This window comes from Bradyrhizobium sp. URHA0013, from assembly GCF_000518345.1.
Classification (GTDB): Bacteria; Pseudomonadota; Alphaproteobacteria; order Rhizobiales; family Xanthobacteraceae; genus Bradyrhizobium.
Genome location: NZ_JADK01000003.1, coordinates 699,089 through 722,303, shown reverse-complemented (window position 1 = coordinate 722,303; position 23,215 = coordinate 699,089). Strand labels below are relative to the sequence as shown.

Here is a 23,215-nt window from a genome sequence, read left to right as displayed (position 1 = left end):
AGCACCTCAGGGTGACGGTGAGAGAGTTAGACTCTCAATCCCGCAGCAGCTCGTTGATGCTGGTCTTGGAGCGCGTGCGCTCGTCGACGCGCTTGACGATGACGGCGCAGGCGGTGCTCGGGCCGATCTGGCCGTTCTTCATGGGCTTGCCGGGCAGCGCGCCGGGAACGACGACCGAATACTCGGGCACTTCGCCGATAAAGATCTCGCCGGTATCGCGGTCGACGATCTTGGTCGAAGCACCCAGGAACACGCCCATCGACAGCACCGCGCCCTTGCGCACGATCACGCCTTCGGCGACCTCGGAGCGCGCGCCGATGAAGCAATCGTCCTCGATGATGACAGGCTCGGCCTGCAGCGGCTCGAGCACACCGCCGATGCCGACGCCGCCGGAGATGTGCACGCGCTTGCCGATCTGCGCACAGGAGCCGACGGTGGACCAAGTGTCGATCATGGTGGATTCATCGACATAGGCGCCGAGATTGACGAAGGACGGCATCAGCACGACGTTGCGGGCGATGAAGGCCGAGCGGCGCACGATGGAGCCGGGGACGGCGCGGAAACCGGCGTCGCGAAAGCGGTTCTCACCCCAGCCGTCGAACTTCGAGGGCACCTTGTCCCACCAGGCCGCCTTGCCGGGGCCGCCGGGAATGGCGCCCATGTCGTTGAGGCGGAACGAGAGCAGCACCGCCTTCTTCAGCCACTGATTGACCTTCCACTTGCCGTCGGCCCCGCGCTCGGCAACGCGGGCCTCGCCCTTGTCCAGAATCTCCAGCGCGTGATCCACGGCGTCGCGGACCTCGCCCCTGGTCGAGGTCGAGACGCCGTCGCGCGCGTCGAAGGTGCCGTTGATGGTGGATTCGAGGGCGGACAGGGACATCGGGATTTCCTCAGAGGCGGGCGGGAATTTGCGGTGATTTGGAGCGCTTTTTCGGGATTTGGGGGGACGGAGTCAAGGCATACTCAGTGTCGCCCCCGGCGAAGGCCGGGACCCATACCCGCAGGGTCAAGTTTGGCGAAGACTCGGAGTTACCAGTTGCGCGCTACAACCGCGTGTTGGAGTTATGGGTCCCGGCCTTCGCCGGGACGACGTGGGGAGAGAGAGGACAGCCTGCCCAAAAACCCCGCCAGATCGTCGGTGACGTGGTCGACATGGGCGGCGCTCCGGCCTTCCAGCTCCCAGTCCTCGCGCACGACCTCTTTCGTCCCGTCCGGTATTACCAGCACAGTGGTCATGCCGAGCTCGTGCGGGACCGTGAGGTTGCGGGCGAGGTCCTCGAACATCGCGGCGCGGGTCGGATCGACCGAATGGTCGGCGAGAAACTTGCGGTAGGTCTGCGGCGCCGGCTTCGGCTCGAAGTCGGCGGCGATGATGTCGAACACGCCGTCGAAATGCGTGGCAAAGCCGAGCCGCGCCAGCACCGCATCGACATGATCGACCGAACCGTTGGTCAGGATCAGCTTTCGTCCCGGCAGTTTTGCGATGGCCTCGCCCAGCGCCGGGTTCGGCTCCAGCGGCGAGTGGTCGATCTTGTGGACGTAGGCGAGATAGTCGTCGGCGCGGACGCCGTGCAGGGTCATCATGCCGCGCATGGTGGTGCCGAAGCGCTGGTAATAATCCTTCTGGATCTTGCGCGCTTCCGCCGGTGTCAGGTTCAGCCAGTTGCAAACGAACTCGGTAATCCGCGCATCGACCTGCTGCCAAAGATTGACGTGGTGCGGATAGAGCGTGTTGTCGAGGTCGAACACCCAGGTGTCGACATGGCCGAAGGCGCGGGGTGAGGTCATAGCGGCTCTCTATTCGTTATCGGAGAGGGGCCCCAGCTTTCCGTCGTCGTCCCGGCGAAGGCCGGGACCCATACCGCGTGATCTATCAATGGGGCACCCTGATCGTTGTTCGTCGTAAAACCAATCCTGGGGTTATGGGTCCCGGCCTTCGCCGGGACGACGATGGTGTTTGTTCCGTCATCACAAAAGCAATCACGGCATCGCAAACCGCAGCGTTTTGCCGCCGCTCGACATGTCCACCGCGCCGAAGCCCGTCGCCGCGAATCCGCGCGCGCCGCAGTCGGTCTGCTCGTTGGTTTCGAACTTGGTCTCGCGCGTGCAAAGCTGCTTGTCGCCGCCCCAATTCAGCGGCTTGTCCTTCAGCTTGACGATTCGGTTGTCGGCGTCGATGGCTTCCGCGAAGCTGAAGATCTGCTTCGGCTGACCGCTCACATCAGGGTGCAGGCAGGTCTTGGGGTCGATGCGATACCAGCCGCGGCTCGTCACCGCCTTGCCGTCGTCGGTGGCGACCGCCGCCATCACCTTGTGCGTGGTGTCGTTGCACCAGGTGAGGCCGGTCGCAGACGGCGTCTGCACGGCATCGACCATGGTCTTGAAGAAGTTCGGCGACGACAGGATGTCGGACGACAATCCGCGGCTCTTCAGGAAAGCGGCCAACGCGCCTTGGGTCTTCGGTCCGTCGACGCCGTCGATCGGCGCGGCGTCGTAACCTGCGATCACCAAAAGCCGCTGGATGCCGGCAAGGCGGGCCTGCTCGTCGTCATATTCGGAGTCCTCGGCGAGATAGGCGACGAAATTGCCGTCCGCGCCTTGCGTCGGCGTGATCTGGGTGAAGGCGGCCTGGGTCTGGCCGCTGCGGCACTGTCGCGCGGCCGCGATGACGAAATTGTCCTGCGCGACGCACAGCGTGTCGCTGCCGTTCTGTGGGATCGGGGATGCGCCGTAGACGCCGAGCGCGCGGGCGTTGAGCAGGATGCGGTCGGCGGAGAGCGTGCCCTGCACCACCACGCGGCAGGTGGCGGGGTCGATCCTGAACCAGCCGCGCGTGGCGGTCGCCGCCTTGTCGTCGATGCCGATCGCGGCCTCGACGACATAGGACATGCGATTGCAGATCTTGAGGTCGGCGAAGGCGGGCGCGGAGGAGAAGACGAACGAGACGGCTGCGGCGGGGAGCGTCATCAGGAAGCGGGTGAGAGTGGAGCGTCGATGCCGCCTCGCGCTCCGCTCGTCATGCCCGGGCTTGTCCCGGGCATCCACGTTCTTGGCGCGGGACGAAAGATCGTGGATGGCCGGGACATCTTCGCGAAGACGCGCTTCGCGCTGTTGCCCGGCCATGACGGCTTTCATACGTGGCGCCTCTCGCATCACTTGTGGATCAGCGTTCCCGTGCCGGTGTTGGTGAAGAGCTCGAGCAGCACCGCGTGCTGCATCTTGCCGTCGATGATGACGACACCCTCGACGCCCTGTTCGAGCGCGTAGATGCAGGTCTCGACCTTCGGGATCATGCCGCCGGAAATGGTGCCGTCGGCGATCAGCTTTCGCGCGTCCTTCACCGAAAGCTGCGGGATCAGCTTCTTGGACTTGTCGAGCACGCCCGGCACGTCGGTGAGCAGCAGCAGCCGCTTTGCCTTCAGCGCGCCGGCCACGGCGCCGGCGAAAGTGTCGGCGTTGACGTTCAGCGTCTGGCCCTCTTTCGAGGTCGCGAGCGGCGCGAGCACGGGGATCAGCTCGTAGCCGATCAGCTGGTTGAGCAGCGTGAGATCGACTTTCTCGGGATCGCCGACGAAGCCGAGATCGACCGCCTTCTCGATGTGCGAGTCCGGATCCATGATGGTGCGCGTCGTCTTCGACGCCTTCACCATATTGGCGTCCTTGCCTGATAGCCCCACCGCCTTGCCGCCGGCCTCGTTGATGTAGCCGACGATCTGCTTGTTGACGGAGCCGGCGAGCACCATCTCGACGATCTCGATGGTGGCGGCGTCGGTGATGCGCAGGCCGGCTGCGAATTCCGAGACGATGCCGAGGCGCTTGAGCATGGTCGCGATCTGCGGGCCGCCGCCATGCACCACCACCGGATTGATCGCGGTCTGCTCGAGCAGCACGATGTCGCGGGCAAAATTCTTCGCGGTCTCCTCGTCGCCCATGGCATGGCCGCCATACTTGATGACGATGGTTTCCTCATCATACTGCTGCATGTGCGGCAGCGCTTCGGACAGGATGCGGGCCTGGTCGAGCGGGGAGATTTCGGTCATGAGGCGGATCTCGCTGGCGGGATACTCGGGCCGCGTTCTATCCGATTGGCGGGCGGGGCGCAAAGTGGTCTTCGTCCCCGGGCTACGGACTGCGCTTCACCACCACCGCCCCGAGCGTCACCGCCACCCAGCTCAGAATCATCACCGATCCACCGGTCGGCGCCGCATAGGGAAACAGCGAATGGCCGGCATATTGCCGCAAGGTCAGATCGCCCGCGAACAGCGCGGCGCCGGCTGCGAAGCCGGACGCGGCGACGATGCCAATTCCGCCGTGCAGAAGGTCGCGGCCGAGCAGGGCGACGGCCGCTAGCACGGCCGTTGCATGAAACAGCAGCATGGCGCTTGCGGCGGCGAGCCGGCTCGCATCGCCGCCATGCGCGGAAGCGGCGGCCAGCGCGACGCCGGCGGCGCCCATCAGACCGGCAAGCCCGATCAACAGGCGGAATGCCGCCATCACGAGGTCCGCTCTTCCAGCAGCTTTGCGATCGCGGCGCGCAGCTCGGCCATGCCGGTCGCGCTGCGCGACGAGGTCGCGAGCACGTTCGGGAACGCGGCCGGACGCTTGGCGAGCGCGGCCTCGGTCTCGACGATGCGCGATTGGAGCTCAGTGGCCTTGATCTGGTCGGCCTTGGTCAGCACGAGCTGGTAGCTGACCGCGGAGCGATCGAGAGTCTTCAGGACTTCGAGATCGACGTCCTTGAGGCCGTGCCGCGCGTCGACCAGCACGTAGACGCGCGCGAGACTGGCGCGTCCGAGCAGGAATTTGTGGATCAGCTCGGTCCAGGACGCGACCTGACTCTTCGGCGCCTTGGCATAGCCGTAGCCGGGCATGTCGACGAGGCGCAGCTCGCCTTTCCCGGGGACCTCGAAGAAGATCAGCTCCTGGGTGCGGCCCGGCGTGTGCGAGGTGCGCGCGAGCGCGTTGCGGCCGGTCAGCGCGTTGATCAGGCTGGACTTGCCGACATTGGAGCGGCCGGCAAAGGCGATCTCCAGCCCCGCCATCGGCGGCAGCGTTTCAGTCGAGGGCGAAGCCCAGATGAACTGCCAGTCGCGCGTGAACAGCTTTCGCCCGACCTCGATCAGCTTCGCATCTTTGTCGTCGGTCATGCGAAAGCTTTCTGTCTGTCCGCGTCATTGCGAGCGAAGCGAAGCAATCCAGAAATGCATCCGCGGAGGGACTCTGGATTGCTTCGTCGCTTCGCTCCTCGCAATGGCGACCGCTACGTCGCCTTCTTCGCGAACGTCGCCTTGAGATTGTCGAACAGCTCCACCTTCACGCCGTTGCGGCGCATGATGAAGCTCTGCTGCAGCACCGAGAGCGTATTGTTCCAGGCCCAGTAGATCACGAGGCCCGCCGGGAAGCCCGCCAGCATGAAGGTGAAGATCAGCGGCATCCAGTTGAAGATCATCTGCTGCGTCGGATCCGGCGGCGTCGGGTTCAGCTTCATCTGGAACCACATCGTGATGCCCATGATGATCGGCCAGATGCCGAGCGCGAGGTAGTGGCCGAACAGCGGGATCGTGGTCGGGTCGAACGGGATCAGCCCGAACAGGTTGAACAGATTGGTCGGGTCCGGCGCGGACAGATCCTTGATCCAGCCGAAGAACGGCGCGTGCCGCATCTCGATGGTGACGAACAGCACCTTGTAGAGCGAGAAGAACACCGGGATCTGGATCACCACCGGAAGACAGCCGGCGACCGGATTGATCTTCTCCTTGCGGTAGATCTCCATCATCTCCTGCTGCTGCTTCACCTTGTCGTCGGGGAAGCGCTCCTTCAGAGCCTGAAGCTGCGGCTGGACCGACTTCATCTTCGCCATCGAGGCGTAGGACTTGTTCGCCAAGGGGAAGAACAACAGCTTCACGATCACGGTCACGAGCAGGATCGAGATGCCGAAATTGCCGAAGAAGCGGTAGAAGAAGTCGAGGCCGAGGAACATCGGCTTGGTGATGAAGTAGAACCAGCCCCAGTCGATCAACAGGTCGAAATGGTTGAGGCCGAGCTCCTTGTTGTAGCCGCCATGGCCAGCGAGCGGGAAGTTGATGCCGACCACGCCGGCTTCCTTGGCGCCCGCGAACAGCCGCGCGTTCGTTGTCGTCGTGCCACCGATCGGGACGGTCTGCTCGCTTTGCAGATAGTCGGTCTGGTATCGGATCTGGGTGCCGGGTTCGGCGACGAAACGGGCCTTGAGCGTTGCCGACGTGTCGGGAAGGAGCGCTGACGCCCAATATTTGTCGGTGATACCGAGCCAGGCATTGGTGACGTTGTTGAATTCGAACCCGTGTCCGCCGTTGCCGATCGCGGGTGCTTCGCCGACAGCCTTATAGGCCTTCTCCTGCAAGCCCTGCTCGCCCAGGTAACCGATCAGGCCTTCATGCAGGATGTAGTAGCCCGAGACCTGCGGCGTGCCGTGGCGCGAAATCAGTGCGAAGGGAAAGAGTTTGACCGGCGCGTTGCCGACATTGGTCACCTCGTCCTTGATGCTGAAGAGGTAGTGGTCGTCGATCGTGACGGTGCGGCGGAAGGTGAGGCCTTCGCCATTGTCGTATTTCAGCATGACCGGCGTGGACGGCGTCAGGCTGTTGGTGCCCTCCTGCTGCCAATCGGTGGTCCGGTCGGGCACCTTTGTGCCAGCCGTTCCGGCTACCCAGCCAAATTCGGCGTAATACGGCTCCGCGGTGCCCGACGGCGAATAGAGAATGATCGGCGGCGACTTCGGGTCGACCGTTTCGCGATACTGCACCAGCGCAAGATCGTCGATGCGCGCGCCCTTCAAGGCAATGCTGCCGGTCAAGCGGGGCGTATCGATCTTGACACGCGGAGAGGCGGCAATCGCCGCCTCGCGGCTGACGGTCGGCTGGGCCGGTTGATTGGCGATCTGGGGAGCGGAGGGCGCGCCTGCGCTGCCGGGCTGCGGCGTGGCGCTCGGCGTCCCGGAAGCCGTCGGCTGCGGCGTGGTCTTATGCAGTTCGGCCTGCGTCTGTTGCAGGGCGCGTTGCTTCTCCATCGCCGGCATGTTGTAGAAATATTGCCAGGCGATCAGCACGAAGCCCGACAGAATGACGGCGAGGATGGTATTGCGGTTGTCAGTCATCATTCTCTCGTCATCAATCCGGTTTGCGGCTGGTCGCAGGAGCGGGGCCGGGCTTTGAGCCGTCGGTTCTTGAGTTGGTTTTTGGGCCGCGTCCCTTGTGCGTATGCCGCGCGGGCTTCGCGAACGCCATGCGCAGATCGTCGAGCATGGTGGCGAAGCCGCGGGAGAGCGCGTCCCTTCGGCCGACCAGCACATAATCATGATGGGGCTGCATCGACATCGGATCGAGCCGCTTCACCAGTTCGCGAAGCCGGCGCCGGATGCGATTGCGCTCGGGGGCGTTGCCGTTCTTTTTGGTGACGGTGAAGCCGATCCGGATCGGGCCGCGATCGTCGTGGTCAAGGCTTTGGCGGTCAAGGCGTTGCAGGACGAACGCAGGACTATTCACCCGCGCGCCATTGGCAACGGCGAGGAAATCCGCCCGCTGCCTCAGCCGATCCATGATGAAATCCCAAAAAGGGGGTCCGGCTCAGGCGCTCAGACGCTTGCGGCCGCGGGCGCGGCGGGCGGCGAGCACCTTTCGGCCGCCGGCCGTGGCGAGACGGGCACGGAAGCCGTGACGGCGCTTGCGCACCAGTTTGCTGGGTTGATAAGTCCGCTTCACGGGTTTTTCTCCGCTGACCGGGCAATTTGCCTGTAGAATTGATGATAAAGTCCGGAAGATGCTGCCCAAAACGGGCCTTTTTCGGCCCCAAGAGAGCCGCTCCCGGCGGTCACACCGGGTCATCGCGGACAATTGGCCGGCTTATAAGCGAGCGCCTTCTTTTCGTCAACGCCGCACAAGCGCTCAATTCCAGCGAATATCGCTGTTTGTGCGGGGTTTTTAACCCTTGAGGTGGCGACTCGCCAAATCTGCGCTTACATCCGACCTTGGCAGATTGACGATCTGTAATTTGACCGCGCTGGGGGCGGGCCGCATCTTGATACGCGCCAAGACCCTTCACCCGGCGACATCTTTAATCCGGTAAAGGCAGCGAGGGCGATTTCGTGGCAGCGACAGACCTCCAGCCGATCCAGGATGGGGATCAGCGGGACCCGCCGACGGCGCTGCCGCGGGGGACGCGCGGGCTTGGGCTGTCCGGCAAGCTGCTGCTGCTCACCGTCCCCTTGGTGATGATCGCGGCCATTCTGCTCTACGTGCCCGCCATCGCCAATTTCTGGGTCAACCGGCTCAACGACCGCGTCGCGGCGGCCAACACGGCGGCGCTGGTGCTCGATGCCGCGCCGCTCGGCATGGTCCCCGATTCGCTGTCGCGCCAGATCCTGAAGAGCATCAATGCCCGCGCCGTCGCCATCAAGATGGGCCAGCAGCGCCGTCTGCTCGCCAGCGACAATCTGCCCGCGGCGATCGAGCACGACATCGACCTGCGCGACATGACGGCGTGGGAGGCGATCACCGGCTCGTTCCGGATGATGCTGGAGACCGGCAACCAGGCCATCCGGATCGTCGGGCCGGGCGTCGGCAACGCCCAGTTCATGGAGATCGTCACGGACGAGCTGCCGCTGCGGCAGTCGATGTACCGCTTCTCGCGCAACGTCGTGGTGGTCGCGCTGATCATCGCGGTGCTGACCGCCGGCCTCGTCTATCTCGCGATGCATTATCTCTTCGTGCGCCCGATGCGGCGGCTGACCGCGAGTCTGGTCGGCTTCCACGAAAATCCCGAGAGTTCGGCGGGGATCATCGTGCCGAGCCAGCGCAGCGACGAGATCGGGGTCGCCGAGCGCGAATTGTCGGACATGCAGCGCGACCTGATGTCGATGCTGCATCAGAAGAGCCGACTCGCCGCCCTCGGCCTCGCGGTGTCCAAGATCAATCACGATCTGCGCAATCTGCTGGCCTCGGCGCAACTCCTGTCGGACCAGCTCGCCAGCGTGCCGGATCCGCGGGTGCAGCGCTTTGCGCCAAAGCTCGTGCGCTCGCTCGAGCGCGCCATCGCCTTCTGCCAGTCGACATTGTCCTATGGCCGCGCCCAGGAAGCCGCGCCCGACCGGCGCATGATCATGATCGAGCCGGTGGTGCTGGAGGTGCGCGAGACCGCCGGCCTTGCCTCCGACGCGTCGATCTCCTGGGTCGCCGCAATCGAGCGCGGGCTCGCGGTCGACGCCGATCCCGACCAGCTGTTTCGCGTGCTGCTCAACCTCGTCCGCAACGCCGCCCAGGCGCTGGAAAGCCATGCGTCGGCCGAGGGCGGCGCGCAGCAAATCCGGATCACGGGAAAACGCGAGGGCGCGGTCGCCATCCTCGAGGTCTCCGATACCGGCCCCGGCGTGCCCCAGAGGACCCGCGATCACCTGTTCGAGGCGTTCCAGACCTCCGGCCGCCCCGGCGGCAGCGGCCTCGGCCTTGCCATCGCCGCCGAGCTGGTCCGCGCCCATGGCGGCGACATCCATCTGGTCGAAGGCACCATCGGCGCCACCTTCCGGATCGTCATCCCCGACCGCCCCGTGGAACTGCTCTCCGTCCGTAACGAGCGGGCGCGGGCATAGTCGGCTCGCGGTTGAGTGCGGAAACTCTCATTTCCCAGCAAAATCTCCCCAATCCGGACCTTGCCAATCGGGGCAAGAGCGGTTAGTCAGAGCGCTCTTTCGCACCCCTCCGGCGTCGCCGGGGGCTGCCTGCGGGCCACGCCCGCACTGTCAGCGAAAAACGCGCCCGTAGCTCAGCTGGATAGAGCATCAGACTACGAATCTGAGGGTCGGACGTTCGAATCGTTCCGGGCGCGCCATTTCGGTACCGACTGTCGCCTGGTCACGCGGACCGAAGCCATCCTTCCGCGGTGAAGCCATCCTTCCGCGGTCAAGGCTGCCAGCTCGGCGAAATAAGCCTCGTTCAGATCCTGCTCGGACCTCGTATCGAGGTCGCCGCCGCCCGACCTGAGTCCGCGCATCCGGTCGTTCAAGTATCCGACCAGCACCGAGCCGATCGCATGGATGGCTTCGTGACAATCGAGCCCTTCAGACATCAGTCGCTGCGCCGTGCCTCGCACCGGTAGTTCGGCATCAGCAAGCTGGTTCTCCATGATGGCGTGAATAACGGCGTGCAATGTCGCTCGCGGGAGGCGGATCCGCGCGCGCCGATGATACTCCGTCACGAGATCGATACGTTCTTGTTCGTCCAGCGCGAGCCACTGCTCCGGGTCCGCTCCGTGAATGGATCATAGGCTCGGATCTCTTCATTCCCTTGGTCGCGTACTGATCGGGCGAAGACGAATGCGATTTCCGAAAACCGAGGGCTACATTCCGCAGATCAGTCTCTATCCAATCGGCCGGCGCGCCGACGATGCCCTGCTCGCACCGCTCACCGAAGCCGCTGCAACTCGCTGCACTGCTTCCAGGATTCCGCGTGCCGTAACAAAGCCCGCTTTAGCGCCGCGCAACATCACGCGCCGCGGGATCCGAACCAAGCCCCCTGCTCGCCAGCAAACGGTTGAACTGATCGGCTGAAAAAAGCTGCCCGTCCGGAGCCGTGATCGAAACCACAAAACCATTCACCGCGTGCTTGCGGGCCAGGATCACCGCAACGATCGCGCTGTCACGGAAATCCACGGTGCGGCAGTCGTCTCTAATAGCTTCGATGATAAATGTCATTTGGTCCATGACCACAATTGACACGCGCCAATTGCGCGCCCGGCAACTCAACCTCGTATCGGTGAAAATGATATTGCCGACAAGCCAGCTATTGACCCGATGGAACCGCGACCATACCCATATTGGGGGAAACAGCAGACCGGTCCTGCCTCACGCGCGGTGCGCCACGGATACATAGAACCGGCTTGTGGGCGTCGAACCGGACATCCGTAGAAGCAGGCACTGGCCATGGTTGGTACGACTGAAGGAGAGGACATCGCGGCGGATTTGATCCGAACCGTCTCTCGCCACTCGTTGGCCTACATGCTGTGCGCAGCCAGCGAAATGTTCCGCCACTACGATTTCGATCCGCTGGACTTGATGATCATTCATGCGGTCTTGAACGCCAACGTTCTCAAGATCATGAAGAACCCCGAACTGGACCGGCAATTTGGCAGTATCCAGGCGGTTGAGCCGGATAAGATCAAGCAGGGCGTTTCCCGTGCCGCCCTGTCCCGCTTTTTCGGTCTGCCGATCGAAACCGTCCGGCGGCGCGCCGATCGCTTGAAGAAGCAAGGCATTTTCCGCGAGACCGACCAGGGACTGATCGTAACCGAAGCCAACCAGTTCAAGTTCGGCAACAATCACGAGCTGCAGAGAACCAACATGCTCCTGGTGCGGAAATTCCTCCGTGACCTGACCGAAGCGGGCGTTGAGCTTCCCGGCGGGATTTGACGGCCCGATCCAGCGTTTGTTTGCCCGGGGTATCGCGGCGCAAAGGCGAGACGATCCGGTGGGATTCTTCTTCGCACGTCGCCGCCGTGTGAGCTTCAGCACGCAACATCACCTGTAATCTGCTTCACACGCAAATGCGCCCAATGACGCTAGACAAAACAGGTCGCGCCTCCGCGCGGCCTGTTCGGAGCTTGCAATGATGGCCGCACTGGCAAAGGCGATATCCCGCGCGACGAGAACCAACGTCGATGTCGAAACTCTGAAAGTTGTCGTGATTTTCTCGGGCGCGGGTTTGCTGCTCTCTCTAGCGGCCGCAATGATCTACGGACAGGCTGCCAGCGCCGCCTTGTTTTGAGATCCGGCGCAGAACAATCCGGTGCGCCCGGTCGCCGAAGCGCAGGAAAGTCTTTCGCAAGCGTCCGCGCCAACCCATAGCGGACTTTATGCATTCGGTGTGGCGGTATCCGGACGCGCGGAACCCCTCTCCGCGCAGGGCTGTGGGTCGTCTCCTTAACGATCCGTTTACAGAGCTTCGCGGCAACCGTAACCGCGGGTTAACCATGGATATTTACGGTGTAGCAAGTCTCTAGGCTGTGCCTGTTAGTTGATTTCGAGTCCAACCCCATGGCGTTCGGTAGAAGCGCATCTCCGCGAAGCATCGCCCCGACGGAGCCCGCGGCTTCGTGGGAAGCGCCGCGGGCTGCGGCGGCGACGCCCGACAACACCGCCCCCGCGCTGATCAAGGGATCGCTGACCCTGCCCGGCGCGTTCGCTTTCCTGCGCGAGAACGGCCGGCGCATCCTGATGCTCGCGCTGGCACTGTTCGCGCTCGGCGTCGCCGTGCTGATGGTGCTGCCGGTCCGGTATGCCGCGACGGCGCTCGTCGTGGTCGATCCCCGCGAGCTGCGCGTGACCACGGACCAGGACGTGTTGCCTGGCATCGGCCAGGACGCCGCTGCGCTTCAGAGCCAGATCGAGATCGCCAAGTCGGACGGCTTTCTCCGGCCCCTCATCGAGAAGCTCAAGATCGCCGACGACGAGGATATTGCAGGGGGTCATACCGACATGACGCGCCTGCTCGAAAAGCTCCGCAACCGTCTCGATATCTCGCGTCGCGGCCTGACTTACGTCATCGCCATCTCGTTCACCTCGAACAGTGCGGAGCGGGCGGCGTATTATGCCAATGCCATCGCAGAGGCGTTCGTCGCGACCCAGAGCCGCGTCCGCAGCGATGCGACGGACGTGGCGGCCGACTGGCTCAAGGACCGGCTGAAGGAGCTGAACGAGCGCCTGCGCGTCTCGGAAGACGCCGTTGCAGCCTTCCGGCTCGAGCACAAGATCCTCAATGCCGGCAAGGATTCCACCACCCAGCAATTGCGGGTGACTGACCTGAACCAGCAGGTCTCCGCGGCCCGCGCGCGCACCGAGGAAGCCAAGGCGCGTTACGACCAGGTGCAGCGCGATCTCAAGGCCAATGTCGAAGGTCCGGTGAAGCAGGATCTCCTGAGCATGCTGCGCGCGCAGCGCTCGACCCTGAACGACCAGATCGCACAGAAGAAGGCGGTGTACGGCGAGCGCCATCCTGATCTTGCGATCTCCTACAGCCAGTTGGCTGACATCAACAGGCAGATCGAGGTCGAGCGGAAGAAGAACATCGACACCGCGAAGTCCGAATACGAGGCCCAGCTCGAGCAGCAGGCCGCGCTGGAAAAGCAGCTCAAGGCGGTCGAGACGCAGATGTTGGTGGACGGCCAGGCGCTCGTGAAGCTGCAGGAACTGCAGCGCGATGCCGACGCCAACAAGAACATCTACGAGCAGTTTTTGTCGCGGTTCAAGACGACCAACGAGCAGCGTCAGCTTCAGAGCTCGCAGACCAAGATCGCCTCGCCCGCGATCCCGCCGCTGCGCTCGACGCGTCCGCCGCTCGCCCTGTTGCTCGCCGCGCTCGCAATCGGCTCGCTGCTGACGTCAACCGCTACGGTTGCGGCCATGACGGGCATGTCCGACAAGTCCGATCCGGCCGAGGCTCCGGCTCGAACGCACGTGCATGCGGAGGCGAGGGAGACGCCCAAGCGGCAAGCCCAGCGTCCGGCTCCGGCCGTGCAGCAATCCGAGGCGATGCCGAACCTTCCAGTCTGGTCCCGCATTCCCGAACTGGCGTCGGGAGCGGCGCCCAACACTGTCTGGCAACGACCGATTGCCGCCACAGCCGAGCTCGATCTCGGCGCTTATTTGCGTCCGCTGCTCGAGCGTATCGATCGTGCCCCGGTGCGTGGTTGCAAGGTCGCCCTCGTGCTGTCGGTCGGCAAGAGCGCCGGCGGCAACACCGTTGCGCGCTCGCTCAACCGCGCGGCCGTCAATCGCGGCATGATGAGCGTGCTGATCCGGCTGCAGCCGGAATTCGCGGGCGCCCAGCCGCCGGTGACTGAATGGCAGGACGGCTCCACCACGGCAGGACTCCAGTCGATCGACGAGCTGCTGAGCGCCGGCAGGAAGGCCGATGCGCGGCCGGAGGACGATATTCGCTCGGAGTTCGACCTGATCATCATCCATGCGAACAATCTTGCCTTGCAGCCAGATGCGATCGCGCTCGCCGCGCACGCGGACCTGATCATCCCGGTGGTGCGCGCCGGCGAGCTCGGTTCGGCGGCGATGCGACGGGTGACCGCCGCGCTGTCGAAGTACGACACCGTGTCGACCGGTTTCGTCGTCAATCACGCACCCGCGGGCTCTGCCGCGCCTCACCCTGACGGCGGCGCGCTTAGCAGGGCGGTTTGACAATGGCGACGCCGTGCCGTCGTCTGCTCCTTGCCGCGATCTTGCTGTCCACGATCTTGCTACCAACGTCGCTCGCCTCCGCGGCATCGGCCGAAACTTGCGTGCCTGTCCCGCAGACCGTCGCGCGCGACAGGCTCGCCGCGCTGTCGCGCGGGTTCAATGCCGACGGCTGGATCAACGGCGAAAAATCCGCGCCTCCAACTCGCGAGTTGCTGCAGCAACTTCGCAAGGCCGGGATGAGTCATGTGCGCTTGCCGGTGTCGGCCGAGCGGGTGATGCTTCGTTTCGCCTCGAAGGCGGAACGCGATGAGACGCTGCGGGCGCTCGACAAGGCATTGAAGCTGCTCATCTCGCTCGGCTATTCAATTTCCGTCGATCTTCATCCCGGCGATCGTTTCAATCGCCTGCACAAGGACGACGCGGACGCGTCGCTGCGCGAGCTGGAGGATGCGTGGGGCACGCTCGCTCAGGTCATTCAATCTTTTCCGGCCGACCGCGTCTTCGCCGAGCTGCTCAATGAGCCCGACATCGAAGCCGACAGATGGCAGAAGCAGGTCGAAACGCTCGCCGCCTTCGTTCGCCAATTGCTTCCCGCGACCACGCTGATCGTCGGCCCGGTCGACTGGCAACGCGCGGACTCGCTGCCGCGGTTTCGCCCGTTGCCGGATCCAAACGTCGTCTACGCCATCCATTTCTACGATCCCATGGTGTTCACACACCAGGGCTATTGGGACGTGCAGGATCCACTGCACGACATCACGGATCTGCCTTATCCGATCAACGCGGGCGATCCCGGGGTTCAGGCGCTCCGCCGGGATTTGCAGGACAGAGGCGCGACGAAGGCGCTCGGCATGCTCGACACGGCGATTGCCGCCGCCAGGGACAAGCCGGATGTCAGCCGCTGGCTCGAGCCCGCGGTCGCGTGGCAGCAGCAATTTTCGCGGCCGATCATCATCAACGAATTCGGCGTGTTGAAAGCCGCGGCACCCCGGGACAGCCGCGTGCGCTGGCTCGCGGCCGTGACCGCATATGCGCGGGCGCATTGCTGGGGCTGGGCGCATTGGGAGCTGGCGCAGGGATTCGGCCTGCTCGAAAACGGCACGGGCAAGCCCGATCCCGACGTCATGCGCGCGCTGCTCGGCGCGACCAAGCCCGGCCGGCGCTAAACCCGTGCGCCATCGTTAACGAATCCTTGCGCTTCCTGCCGCTATCGTTGCCGCCGCGCTGTGCCAAAGGACGAGTCATGAGTGGCGGGACCTCACCGCATCTTCAAGCCGTGCAGGGGGGCTGTCGCGAGCCTTCACGTTCGCCTTGGCGCGAGCTGATCCCGACGCTCTGCATCGCCATCGCAGTCATCGGCTTTGTGCCGGTCCTGCACGTGGCGAGCCCGGTCCTGTCTCTGACGGTCGAAGTTCTCGTCGCCGTCGCCATCGTGGTTGCGGTTCCTACCTACGCGCCGGCCATCGCGATCTTTGTGCTGTTCTTCCAGAACCTGTTCGTCTCGATCCTGTCGCCGCTGATTTCGGCGCCGTCCGACCTGGACTTCATCAAAGGCTATAATTTTCTCGTCTGCTCCGTGATGTGGCTGACGACATTTGGGCTCTACGTCGCCGGCCAAAGGAACCGCTCGACTGAGATCAACCAGATCATGCGCTGGGGCGCCGTGACCCTCGCGGTGGTGTCGTTGTATTTCGCGATCGGCTTCGTGCAGGATGGCCAGGCGGCGACGGTCTATCTGCGCAACATCGTGCTGCCGCTGTTCCTGTTTCAGCTCTCGCTGCTGACGGCGGCGACCTATGAGGTTCGCGCCACGCCGTTCCTGGTGACGCTTGGAGCCATTCTGATCCTGTGCGGATACGTCGAGTTTGCGTTTCGGGATTTCTGGCTGGCCATCACCAACGGCTACACGTTCTGGGGTTTCGACGAGCTCAAGGCGGCCCGCTCCGGCGTTTGGGAAGCCGAGATGCGCGCCACCGGCAATGTGCCGGTCGATCTGAAGGATCGTTTCAGCTTCGACTTTCTCAATACGCCCCTGCTCGAAGGGTTCGGCCTGTCGAAGATCCTCCGTATCCACGGACCGAATATGCATCCGATCAGCTTCGCGTACGGGATCGGTTTTTTCGGGCTTTTCCTGTTTTCGGTAGGGCGTCCGTTTCTGGCCCTCGTGGCGTTGCCGCTGCTGATCGTTTGCAGCGTGAAGGGGGCGCTCATCGTGGTGGTGTTCGTCGCCACGGCCTGGATATCGACCCGTCTGCTCGGCGCCGTGGTGACGCTATGGCTCGGCTTCGTGGCCTTGATCATGTTTGCAATTGTCGCGATCCGCGTTGGCTTGCAGATCGGCGACTATCACGTTCTTGGCCTCATGGGAGGCTTGAACGGATTTCTCGAAAGGCCGTTTGGGCGCGGCTTGGGAGTTGGCGGAAATCTATCGGACGACTATTTCTCGATTGACTGGAGCGCCGCGCAGGCTGCCGGAACGACCAACGGCGCCGTCGAGAGTGCGATCGGCGTCCTGCTGTACCAGATGGGCATCGCAGCCCTCGTTCCGTTGGCGTTTCATTTCGCGGTGGCGCTGAAGGCCTGGCGTCTTTATGCATTCTCCGGATATTTGACGCAGGGGCTCGCGGGCTTCGGCGTCATGGTCGTGCTGCTGAATGGATTGTTTCAGGAAGAGGCCTTGTTCGCGCCGCTGGCGCTTGGGCTCATGCTCTCGCTCACGGGCCTCGTGATCGGCAGCCACATCAGGATGCAGACGGTCTCCGTCCCGGAGGCCGAGCCAGAGCGGCTGACGCACTATCAGGCCGCGACGTAGCCTTTAAGAGACGTAACCTTCAAAAATTGTGTGGCGGTCCAGGCGTCACCGCCACCCAAGCGCAGGCGCCACGTGCGTGAGGATCGCCTCGATGGCGTGCGCGCAATAGTCGACACCGAGCTGGTTCGGGATCGTCAGCAGCAGCGTGTCCGCCTCCGCAATCGCCTCGTCCGCTCGGAGCTGCTCGATCAGCACATCCGGCTCCGCGGCATAGGAGCGGCCGAAGATCGCGCGGGTGCGCGGGTCGATGAAGCCGACCTGGTCCTCGCTGCCGCGCTCGCCGCCGAAATAGGCGCGGTCGCGATCGTCGGCCAGCGCGAAGATGCTGCGGCTGACGGACACGCGGGGCTCGCGGGTATGGCCGGCCTCTTTCCACGCGGCGCGATAGGCGCGGATCTGCGCGGCCTGCTGCACATGGAAGGCTTCGCCGGTCTCGTCGTTCTTCAGCGTCGAGCTCTGCAGATTCATGCCGTGCTTGGCGGCCCAGACCGCGGTCGCGTTGGAACCGGCACCCCACCAGATCCGTTCGCGCAGGCCTTCCGCATGCGGCTCGAGCCGCAGGAGGCCCGGTGGATTTGGGAACATCGGCTGCGGGTTGGGCTTTGCAAAACCTTCGCCGCGCAAGATGTCGAGAAAGACCTCGGCATGACGCCGGCCCATCTCGGCGTCGCTCTCGCCCTCGGCCGGCTGGTAGCCGAAATAGCGCCAGCCGTCGATCACCTGCTCGGGCGAGCCGCGGCTGATGCCGAGCTGCAGCCGCCCGCCGGCGATGAGGTCGGCGGAGCCCGCGTCCTCCGCCATGTACAGCGGATTCTCGTAGCGCATGTCGATCACGGCCGTGCCGATCTCGATCTTGCTGGTCCTGGCGCCGACAGCGGCCAGCAGCGGAAAGGGGGAGGCGAGCTGCCGCGCAAAATGGTGCACGCGAAAATAGGCGCCGTCGGCGCCGAGTTCTTCGGCCGCAACCGCAAGCTCGATCGATTGCAGCAGCGTGTCCGCGGCCGAGCGGGTTTGCGATTGCGGCGAGGGCGTCCAATGCCCGAAGGAGAGGAATCCGATCTTTTTCATGAAGGCAACATATGGACGACGGGCGGAGTTTGCGACACCTCGGCCGTAGGAAAGACGGCAAACGTGAAAAGGCGTGTGCTCGTATGTGATGCCGCCCGGGGGAAGCACACTAAGCGGACAAAGCAGCAAGCACGCCATGCTTTGCACCGCTCAGACTGAGCGATTTAGCTAATTCACGAGCGAGGCTAACTCCTAAGCCGGCCGCGGTCTCGGCAAGTGATCTTGCCGATCTGGGCGCCGTTCCACCAGGCTTGTTTTACCACATCATCAGCGAGGAGTGGGTTGGTTTCCTTGACCAAGCGCGTACCCGTTAGGGCCCGGCTTCTCTTCAATTCATATGTCCGCTTCTAGCCCACCGCTGACTTGCCGCGCGCAGCCGGCCGCGGACCGCTGTTGCCCGTAGCTGACATCAAGTAGTTTCTGGAGAGCTTCGTAAAAACGCAAGCCGCCAACTCGCGCCAGCCATTCCGTCTTAGCAGAAGGGGCCAGCCCGTATGGCTGGCCCCTGGAGGATATTATGTAAGCCGTCAGTAACGAGAAGCCGACGCGGCGCCCCAATTGAACCGGTAGTTCAGGCCGGCCTTGATGGTGTGCTCGTCATTGCGGAAGCCGACGGCGGTAACAACACCGCCGGCGCTGGTGAAGAGAGCGTTCCGCGTGCCGAAGTCGTAGTACTGGTATTCGACCTTGCCCGACCAGTTCTGGGCGAACATGTATTCGAGACCACCGCCCACGCTGTAGCCGTCGCGACCACCGCCGTTGTTGGTGAAGGTGCCGCCGCCGAAACCGTTCGTAAGGCGGGAGTCAGCCCAGGCGTAACCGCCTTTGACGTACAGCAGCGCCGGACCCCAGGTGTAGCCGAGGCGACCGGTGACCGAACCGAGCCCACGGTTGACGAAGGGATTGTTGTTGGTGTCGAGGAAGCTGTAGTTCGCTTCAATGCCCAGCACCCAGTTCGGCGAGAACTGATGGTCGTAACCGACCTGCGCGCCGCCCATGAACACACCATCGTTGCTGCTGGTGCCGGTGAAGCCGGGGGCCAGAATGTTGTTGCTGCCGCCGAATGCGCCGCCGACGTGACCGCCGATGTAAAAGCCGGTCCAGTTGTAAATCGGCGAGGCGGCCATCGGTGGGGCTTTGGTGTAAGGACGCGCGGCCATATCAGCCGCCGATGCTGTACCCGCTAAGGCGGCGAAAGCGACAGTAGCGAGAAGGAACTTTTTCATTTCGAGTCTCTCAGGTTTAAAGAATGTGTGCCAAACGCTAACTCAACTCACCGAATTTGCTGTAGCGCGCGAGACACACGTCGCCGATCTACGTGTGGAACGCTCTGGTCATTTGTTAATTGAGGAACCGTGTTGACCCGGAACCGGGCGTCTGAGCGACGAGTTCCGCGGTTCCGCCATCGCGAAGGATTTATCATTGTGCATTCCAAAGCTCTGGCATGATTCAGAACTTTTGCCGCTCATACTGGAAGCTCATCGACCCGGGATGTCGCATCTTGTCCGCTAGCTGACCTGCCGCACGCAGCCGGTGGAGGACCGCCGGTGACCATTGCGGACTTCCGAATGCCGGCCGATGATGTCGCATGACAGGCCGTCCACCAGCGCTGATAGTCTTTGGTGGCCTTCCCGGCACGGGCAAGACAACAGTTTTCCGGGAGCTGACCAGACGTCTCGCGGCCACGTACCTTCGTATCGATGCCGTTGAGCAGACGCTACGGACCGCAGGTCATAGGGTCGGCGCGATGGGCTATGTGGTAGCCACCGCACTCGCGGCTGAAAAACTCGAGCTTGGTCGTGTCGTTGTCGTAGACTGCGTAAATCCAGTCCTGGCAAGCCGCGTCGGATGGCGACAGGTCGCCGCTCAGAAGTCGACATGCGTCGTTGAGATTGAAGTGGTTTGCAGCGACCTGATCTTGCATCGACAACGAGTGGAAACACGCACCTCAGACATCAGCGGTCTCAAGCAGCCAACGTGGGCTGAGGTAGTGAACCGAGACTATGAACCGTGGGATCGAGAACACCTGGTGCTCGATACGGCCGTTAGCTCGCTCGATCACCTGCTCGAAGAAGCGGAGACGTATGTTCGCGCTCAGACTGGTTAGTCTCCTCTTGGCCCACAGCTGACCTGCCGCGAGCAGCCGGTGCAGGTCCGCTTGTGACCCAAAGCGGCCTTTAAAGTGGCCCGAAAATCATCTGCCAGCCCTTTCGGGTGTCCATGTATTCGCGAACCAGTTTGATCCGCTCGCCCGAAAGGACAAAAGCGAAGCAATAGTCATTCTCGTAGGGCTTGCCTCCAGGAAGAGTGGCTCGCATCCGCTCCTCGACGATCACAGTATCACCATCGGCATGAATGCCCCGAAACGAGATGTCGACGTTCGAGAACAGATGATGCATTTCCGAGGCAATAAAGTGTGCGATTTGGTCCGGTCCAATCATGTGGTCGGTGTGCTTGAGAGCGACCGCCGTGGCATTTCCGGCCGGTGCGATCCATTCGGCATCGGGAGTAAACAGCTCGGCGATTAGCCTCGCATCCCGGGTTTTAAAAGTCTTCCAGGCATTGATCACGACCTCTTTAGGATTCGTGCTGTCCATTTTTTGCTTCTCCGAGTGCTCAGCGAATCTGGACCTTATCTATAAGAAGGGCGCACCGATATCGCTGGCCGGAATCGGACCTGATCATCTCGGGACTGTTATTCTGGCCACCCCCTGCGGTAAGATGAGTCATGCTCAGTTTTGAGGTTTGCAACACCGCGCGCTTGCAGCGCGATCCGCGCTATGACGGCCGTTTCTACACGGCAGTGAAGACCACGGGGATCTACTGCCGCCCAGTTTGCCCTGTGAAGCAGCCGTTGACCTGTAACGTGGCCTACTATCAAACTGCGGCGGCCGCCGAGGCTGCGGGATACCGGCCTTGCCTGCGTTGCCGTCCGGAGACCGCTCCCTTCTGTGCTGCCTGGAATGGCACGCGTTCGACAGTCGCGCGGGCCCTGAAATTGATCGATGGTGGCGCGTTGGATGGCGGTTCGGTTGCCGCACTGGCCGATCGGCTCGGGGTAAGCTCGCGCCACCTTGGGCGTCTGTTCGAGCGGTACGTCGGGGCCAGCCCCCAACAGGTCGCAAAGACCAGGCGTGTACAGCGGGCGAAGCGGCTACTTGACGAGACGACTGAACCATTGGCCCAGATCGCCTACCGAGCTGGCTTCGGCAGCGTTCGCCGATTCAACGCCGTCTTTCGCGAACTCTATGGGCGCGCGCCCTCCAGCATTCGCCACCGCCGCAGAGTATTCGCCTGAGATCGGGCATCCCAAAGTTGATCCGCTGTTGGCCCGTGGCGGGCCTTCGCTCCGAGGGCTGTGAAGTCGGCGTTCGGGAGGTGAGCCGACCGGCATCATGCGAGCGGCCGAAGGCAGCCTTTGACCCTGAGCGGACGTCGCTGGGAAGATCGGACGACGCCTTTACACCTTATCGTTCGGTTTCGTATTGCTCCGGATCTACATCAGACCACGCTTCTGCGAGAGACTAGCGACCTCGTTGATCCGTGAATGGACGCACATCGAACGCGTTAACAAACTTGACTAGGTCTTCCGCCCCTTCCGACACAAGCACTCGGCCATCCGCAAATTGCACGATCAGAAACTCTCGACCTGCTGCGCCATCGCTGGCGGTTGCCAGCCACAGCGATCGCCCCGAGGCTACGTCGCATAGCTTGATCGACATGTTCGAAGTCGAGCGCAAATCCGCACATGGGTCGAATCCGTAAGCTGACTGAACGACCTCGCCCTTGCCGCTTGGAGATTCGTTCGATTGACGTCCTAGGATGGTTTCATCGGGAGCGGGAGGAAGGACAAAAGAGGACAGCTTGGTGCTGCTCGCTGCGTCCCAGGCCGACCAACCAGCGTTCGTTCGTGCAAAGAGCTTGCTTCCGTCTTTGCCGAGGCGAATCTCAAGAACCTCCGCATCCGTCCGGAAGAACAGCTTCTTGGCCGATCGGACGACCGCGACCCCGTATCTGTGCCCCTCCTTCATAGTCCGCTGTTCATGAAATCCGACTGCGAATGTCGTGAGGTCATTGGACCAGGCGAGGACGTCGCTGTCGTATATATCCTCGAGATGGATAACGCGGCGTGCTGTCGCCGGGTCCCATATCGTAACCTGATCTGGCGTTGCTCGAACGATGATCAGCCCGCGAGAAAACCCAATGCCCGAAACCTGGGTGTCCTGACAGGGCCAGCTCCAGTTGAGCGCCGGCGGCGCTGCGCTGACGTCAACTAGCAACGCATTTACGTTCGAACTGCTGGCATCAAGTTCAGTTGGCGCAAGCAAGAGATGTTGTCCGTCGAATGCGAAAGCACCATGCGGCCGACCGCAGAAGGTGCGTAGCGTCTTTCCGGAAACGTCGGCGACGATCTCCTTCCTAGTCACGTCGATGAAATACACATGGTAGGACCAGCCTGGTTCGGCGTTATAGTCAAATGGGTCAAAACCATCCTGCCTCTCGTCTGCGGTCGTCACTTGAATGAAGTCTTGCCGATCGGTTGATTCGACGCTTGCGACTTTCTCTAGATCGATCAGAGAAGCCAATTTCTGATCGACGAGGTATTGTTTCTCGGTTGCCAGATCGATTGGCCCGTCCGGATCGCGCGACCAAGAAGAGGGCCATTTGTGCTCGATCCAGGTCCAGTTGTTCGCCTCAAGAGATGGGACAAGCATCCCCGCATTCTCGATCCGCAGGCCAGTTTCTGGGGACCACGCGGCGGTCTCCACCTCATCGGTGTCCCGCGCAACCCGTGCGAAAACGACACGCCCGTCACCCGAAATGGCCATGCGCGTAAACCGGGTGCCCTCGCTGGCTACCAGATTGCGGAATATGTTTCCGGTGTTCATGTCGCGGACAGTGACCTCGCGCTGGGTTCCCGTGAGAAACCATTTTCGGTCAGGGGCAATCATGATCGCGGAGGTGCCCTCGGGACCGATCTGCACGACGGCGTTAAAACCGGGCGGAGGCTCGGCCGCGCTGCCGATCTGTGGTGCAATTGCTGAGATGAGGCCCAGGACGGCAGCGGCAAAAGACGATAGCGATGACACTGATCGTATGCTGCGTTTCATTGTTACGAG

At 62.9% G+C, this 23,215-nt stretch carries 22 protein-coding genes and 1 tRNA gene; 9 read left to right on the top strand and 14 right to left on the bottom strand.

Annotation, left to right across the window (positions count from 1 at the left end; translation table 11 throughout):
* Positions 1 to 34 precede the first annotated feature (34 nt).
* The 9 genes from dapD to rpmH all read right to left on the bottom strand — a co-directional run bounded on the left by dapD (position 35) and on the right by rpmH (position 7,739).
* On the bottom strand, positions 35 to 880 hold the full coding sequence (gene dapD, locus N551_RS0103635; protein WP_027565791.1) for a 2,3,4,5-tetrahydropyridine-2,6-dicarboxylate N-succinyltransferase: 846 nt from the start codon (positions 878 to 880) through the stop codon (positions 35 to 37).
* Between the two features lie 182 nt (positions 881 to 1,062).
* Positions 1,063 to 1,788 (bottom strand): pyrimidine 5'-nucleotidase, encoded by a 726-nt coding sequence (locus tag N551_RS0103630; protein WP_027565790.1) that lies wholly within the window; start codon positions 1,786 to 1,788, stop codon positions 1,063 to 1,065.
* Positions 1,789 to 1,980: 192 nt separating this feature from the next.
* Positions 1,981 to 2,967 carry a DUF1036 domain-containing protein gene (locus N551_RS0103625; protein WP_027565789.1) on the bottom strand — a complete coding sequence of 329 codons (987 nt, stop codon included), beginning with the start codon at positions 2,965 to 2,967 and terminating at the stop codon, positions 1,981 to 1,983.
* A gap of 185 nt (positions 2,968 to 3,152) precedes the next feature.
* A complete protein-coding gene (gene argB, locus N551_RS0103620; RefSeq protein WP_007597683.1) occupies positions 3,153 to 4,040 on the bottom strand; it encodes an acetylglutamate kinase in 888 nt (295 codons plus the stop codon).
* A gap of 82 nt (positions 4,041 to 4,122) precedes the next feature.
* Entirely contained in the window at positions 4,123 to 4,494 is a 372-nt protein-coding gene (locus tag N551_RS0103615) for a DUF423 domain-containing protein (protein ID WP_035961039.1), read from the bottom strand.
* Complete coding sequence (gene yihA, locus N551_RS0103610) at positions 4,494 to 5,147, bottom strand: ribosome biogenesis GTP-binding protein YihA/YsxC (protein WP_027565787.1); 654 nt, start codon at positions 5,145 to 5,147, stop codon at positions 4,494 to 4,496. The genes N551_RS0103615 and yihA overlap by 1 nt, the downstream gene beginning before the upstream one ends.
* 113 nt (positions 5,148 to 5,260) lie before the next feature.
* Positions 5,261 to 7,135, bottom strand: coding sequence for a membrane protein insertase YidC (gene yidC, locus N551_RS0103605; protein WP_027565786.1), 1,875 nt, complete (start codon positions 7,133 to 7,135; stop codon positions 5,261 to 5,263).
* A gap of 13 nt (positions 7,136 to 7,148) precedes the next feature.
* Complete coding sequence (gene rnpA / locus N551_RS0103600) at positions 7,149 to 7,577, bottom strand: ribonuclease P protein component (RefSeq protein WP_027565785.1); 429 nt, start codon at positions 7,575 to 7,577, stop codon at positions 7,149 to 7,151.
* A gap of 27 nt (positions 7,578 to 7,604) precedes the next feature.
* Entirely contained in the window at positions 7,605 to 7,739 is a 135-nt protein-coding gene (rpmH, locus tag N551_RS0103595) for a 50S ribosomal protein L34 (RefSeq protein WP_008542748.1), read from the bottom strand.
* 383 nt (positions 7,740 to 8,122) lie between these two features.
* Here rpmH and N551_RS0103590 point away from each other — a divergent pair, with 383 nt between their 5' ends.
* Both N551_RS0103590 and N551_RS0103585 read left to right on the top strand, forming a co-directional pair.
* Positions 8,123 to 9,622, top strand: coding sequence for an ATP-binding protein (locus N551_RS0103590; protein ID WP_027565784.1), 1,500 nt, complete (start codon positions 8,123 to 8,125; stop codon positions 9,620 to 9,622).
* A gap of 162 nt (positions 9,623 to 9,784) precedes the next feature.
* Positions 9,785 to 9,861: transfer RNA gene (locus N551_RS0103585), tRNA-Arg, on the top strand.
* 637 nt (positions 9,862 to 10,498) lie between these two features.
* Here N551_RS0103585 and N551_RS0103580 read toward each other — a convergent pair.
* Complete coding sequence (locus N551_RS0103580; protein ID WP_245287725.1) at positions 10,499 to 10,723, bottom strand: hypothetical protein; 225 nt, start codon at positions 10,721 to 10,723, stop codon at positions 10,499 to 10,501.
* Between the two features lie 228 nt (positions 10,724 to 10,951).
* Between N551_RS0103580 and N551_RS38630 the strand changes: the two genes are divergently transcribed.
* From N551_RS38630 to N551_RS0103555, 5 genes are all read left to right on the top strand, one after another.
* Positions 10,952 to 11,437 carry a hypothetical protein gene (locus N551_RS38630; RefSeq protein WP_007597670.1) on the top strand — a complete coding sequence of 162 codons (486 nt, stop codon included), beginning with the start codon at positions 10,952 to 10,954 and terminating at the stop codon, positions 11,435 to 11,437.
* Between the two features lie 196 nt (positions 11,438 to 11,633).
* Positions 11,634 to 11,792 (top strand): hypothetical protein, encoded by a 159-nt coding sequence (locus N551_RS38625; protein WP_197031098.1) that lies wholly within the window; start codon positions 11,634 to 11,636, stop codon positions 11,790 to 11,792.
* 269 nt (positions 11,793 to 12,061) lie between these two features.
* Entirely contained in the window at positions 12,062 to 14,215 is a 2,154-nt protein-coding gene (locus N551_RS0103565; RefSeq protein ID WP_027565782.1) for a GumC family protein, read from the top strand.
* Positions 14,216 to 14,217: 2 nt separating this feature from the next.
* Positions 14,218 to 15,381, top strand: a complete 1,164-nt coding sequence (locus N551_RS0103560) for a glycoside hydrolase family 5 protein (RefSeq protein WP_027565781.1) — start codon at positions 14,218 to 14,220, stop codon at positions 15,379 to 15,381.
* A 77-nt stretch (positions 15,382 to 15,458) separates the two neighbouring features.
* Positions 15,459 to 17,027, top strand: a complete 1,569-nt coding sequence (locus N551_RS0103555; protein ID WP_027565780.1) for a hypothetical protein — start codon at positions 15,459 to 15,461, stop codon at positions 17,025 to 17,027.
* A 45-nt stretch (positions 17,028 to 17,072) separates the two neighbouring features.
* Here the strand turns inward: N551_RS0103555 and N551_RS0103550 are convergent, their stop codons facing one another.
* Both N551_RS0103550 and N551_RS0103545 read right to left on the bottom strand, forming a co-directional pair.
* Positions 17,073 to 18,095: an LLM class flavin-dependent oxidoreductase gene (locus N551_RS0103550; RefSeq protein ID WP_027565779.1), complete on the bottom strand. Its 1,023-nt coding sequence runs from the start codon at positions 18,093 to 18,095 to the stop codon at positions 17,073 to 17,075.
* Positions 18,096 to 18,622: 527 nt separating this feature from the next.
* Complete coding sequence (locus N551_RS0103545) at positions 18,623 to 19,321, bottom strand: outer membrane protein (RefSeq protein WP_027565778.1); 699 nt, start codon at positions 19,319 to 19,321, stop codon at positions 18,623 to 18,625.
* A 362-nt stretch (positions 19,322 to 19,683) separates the two neighbouring features.
* On the opposite strand from N551_RS0103545, the gene N551_RS0103540 reads away from it, so the two are divergent.
* Positions 19,684 to 20,202, top strand: a complete 519-nt coding sequence (locus N551_RS0103540; RefSeq protein WP_027565777.1) for an AAA family ATPase — start codon at positions 19,684 to 19,686, stop codon at positions 20,200 to 20,202.
* 70 nt (positions 20,203 to 20,272) lie between these two features.
* Here the strand turns inward: N551_RS0103540 and N551_RS0103535 are convergent, their stop codons facing one another.
* Positions 20,273 to 20,692, bottom strand: a complete 420-nt coding sequence (locus N551_RS0103535; protein ID WP_027565776.1) for a nuclear transport factor 2 family protein — start codon at positions 20,690 to 20,692, stop codon at positions 20,273 to 20,275.
* Between the two features lie 131 nt (positions 20,693 to 20,823).
* Here N551_RS0103535 and N551_RS0103530 point away from each other — a divergent pair, with 131 nt between their 5' ends.
* Positions 20,824 to 21,393, top strand: a complete 570-nt coding sequence (locus tag N551_RS0103530) for a bifunctional transcriptional activator/DNA repair enzyme AdaA (RefSeq protein WP_027565775.1) — start codon at positions 20,824 to 20,826, stop codon at positions 21,391 to 21,393.
* Positions 21,394 to 21,619: 226 nt separating this feature from the next.
* On the opposite strand, the gene N551_RS0103525 is transcribed toward N551_RS0103530, so the two are convergent.
* Positions 21,620 to 23,206, bottom strand: a complete 1,587-nt coding sequence (locus N551_RS0103525) for a hypothetical protein (protein ID WP_155809410.1) — start codon at positions 23,204 to 23,206, stop codon at positions 21,620 to 21,622.
* Positions 23,207 to 23,215 lie beyond the last annotated feature (9 nt).

Excerpts from the sequence above, each read along its gene's own strand:
- N551_RS0103530 (WP_027565775.1), top strand. The coding sequence starts at position 20,824 with ATGCTCAGTTTTGAGGTTTGCAACACCGCGCGCTTGCAGCGCGATCCG.
- N551_RS0103625 (WP_027565789.1), bottom strand. The coding sequence starts at position 2,967 with ATGACGCTCCCCGCCGCAGCCGTCTCGTTCGTCTTCTCCTCCGCGCCC.
- N551_RS38625 (WP_197031098.1), top strand. The coding sequence starts at position 11,634 with ATGATGGCCGCACTGGCAAAGGCGATATCCCGCGCGACGAGAACCAAC.
- N551_RS0103550 (WP_027565779.1), bottom strand. The coding sequence starts at position 18,095 with ATGAAAAAGATCGGATTCCTCTCCTTCGGGCATTGGACGCCCTCGCCG.
- N551_RS0103535 (WP_027565776.1), bottom strand. The coding sequence starts at position 20,692 with ATGGACAGCACGAATCCTAAAGAGGTCGTGATCAATGCCTGGAAGACT.
- argB (WP_007597683.1), bottom strand. The coding sequence starts at position 4,040 with ATGACCGAAATCTCCCCGCTCGACCAGGCCCGCATCCTGTCCGAAGCG.
- N551_RS0103545 (WP_027565778.1), bottom strand. The coding sequence starts at position 19,321 with ATGAAAAAGTTCCTTCTCGCTACTGTCGCTTTCGCCGCCTTAGCGGGT.
- N551_RS0103540 (WP_027565777.1), top strand. The coding sequence starts at position 19,684 with ATGACAGGCCGTCCACCAGCGCTGATAGTCTTTGGTGGCCTTCCCGGC.
- N551_RS0103525 (WP_155809410.1), bottom strand. The coding sequence starts at position 23,206 with ATGAAACGCAGCATACGATCAGTGTCATCGCTATCGTCTTTTGCCGCT.
- N551_RS0103580 (WP_245287725.1), bottom strand. The coding sequence starts at position 10,723 with ATGACATTTATCATCGAAGCTATTAGAGACGACTGCCGCACCGTGGAT.
- N551_RS0103615 (WP_035961039.1), bottom strand. The coding sequence starts at position 4,494 with ATGGCGGCATTCCGCCTGTTGATCGGGCTTGCCGGTCTGATGGGCGCC.
- yihA (WP_027565787.1), bottom strand. The coding sequence starts at position 5,147 with ATGACCGACGACAAAGATGCGAAGCTGATCGAGGTCGGGCGAAAGCTG.
- yidC (WP_027565786.1), bottom strand. The coding sequence starts at position 7,135 with ATGACTGACAACCGCAATACCATCCTCGCCGTCATTCTGTCGGGCTTC.
- N551_RS0103560 (WP_027565781.1), top strand. The coding sequence starts at position 14,218 with ATGGCGACGCCGTGCCGTCGTCTGCTCCTTGCCGCGATCTTGCTGTCC.
- N551_RS38630 (WP_007597670.1), top strand. The coding sequence starts at position 10,952 with ATGGTTGGTACGACTGAAGGAGAGGACATCGCGGCGGATTTGATCCGA.
- N551_RS0103630 (WP_027565790.1), bottom strand. The coding sequence starts at position 1,788 with ATGACCTCACCCCGCGCCTTCGGCCATGTCGACACCTGGGTGTTCGAC.
- rnpA (WP_027565785.1), bottom strand. The coding sequence starts at position 7,577 with ATGGATCGGCTGAGGCAGCGGGCGGATTTCCTCGCCGTTGCCAATGGC.
- N551_RS0103555 (WP_027565780.1), top strand. The coding sequence starts at position 15,459 with ATGAGTGGCGGGACCTCACCGCATCTTCAAGCCGTGCAGGGGGGCTGT.
- dapD (WP_027565791.1), bottom strand. The coding sequence starts at position 880 with ATGTCCCTGTCCGCCCTCGAATCCACCATCAACGGCACCTTCGACGCG.
- N551_RS0103565 (WP_027565782.1), top strand. The coding sequence starts at position 12,062 with ATGGCGTTCGGTAGAAGCGCATCTCCGCGAAGCATCGCCCCGACGGAG.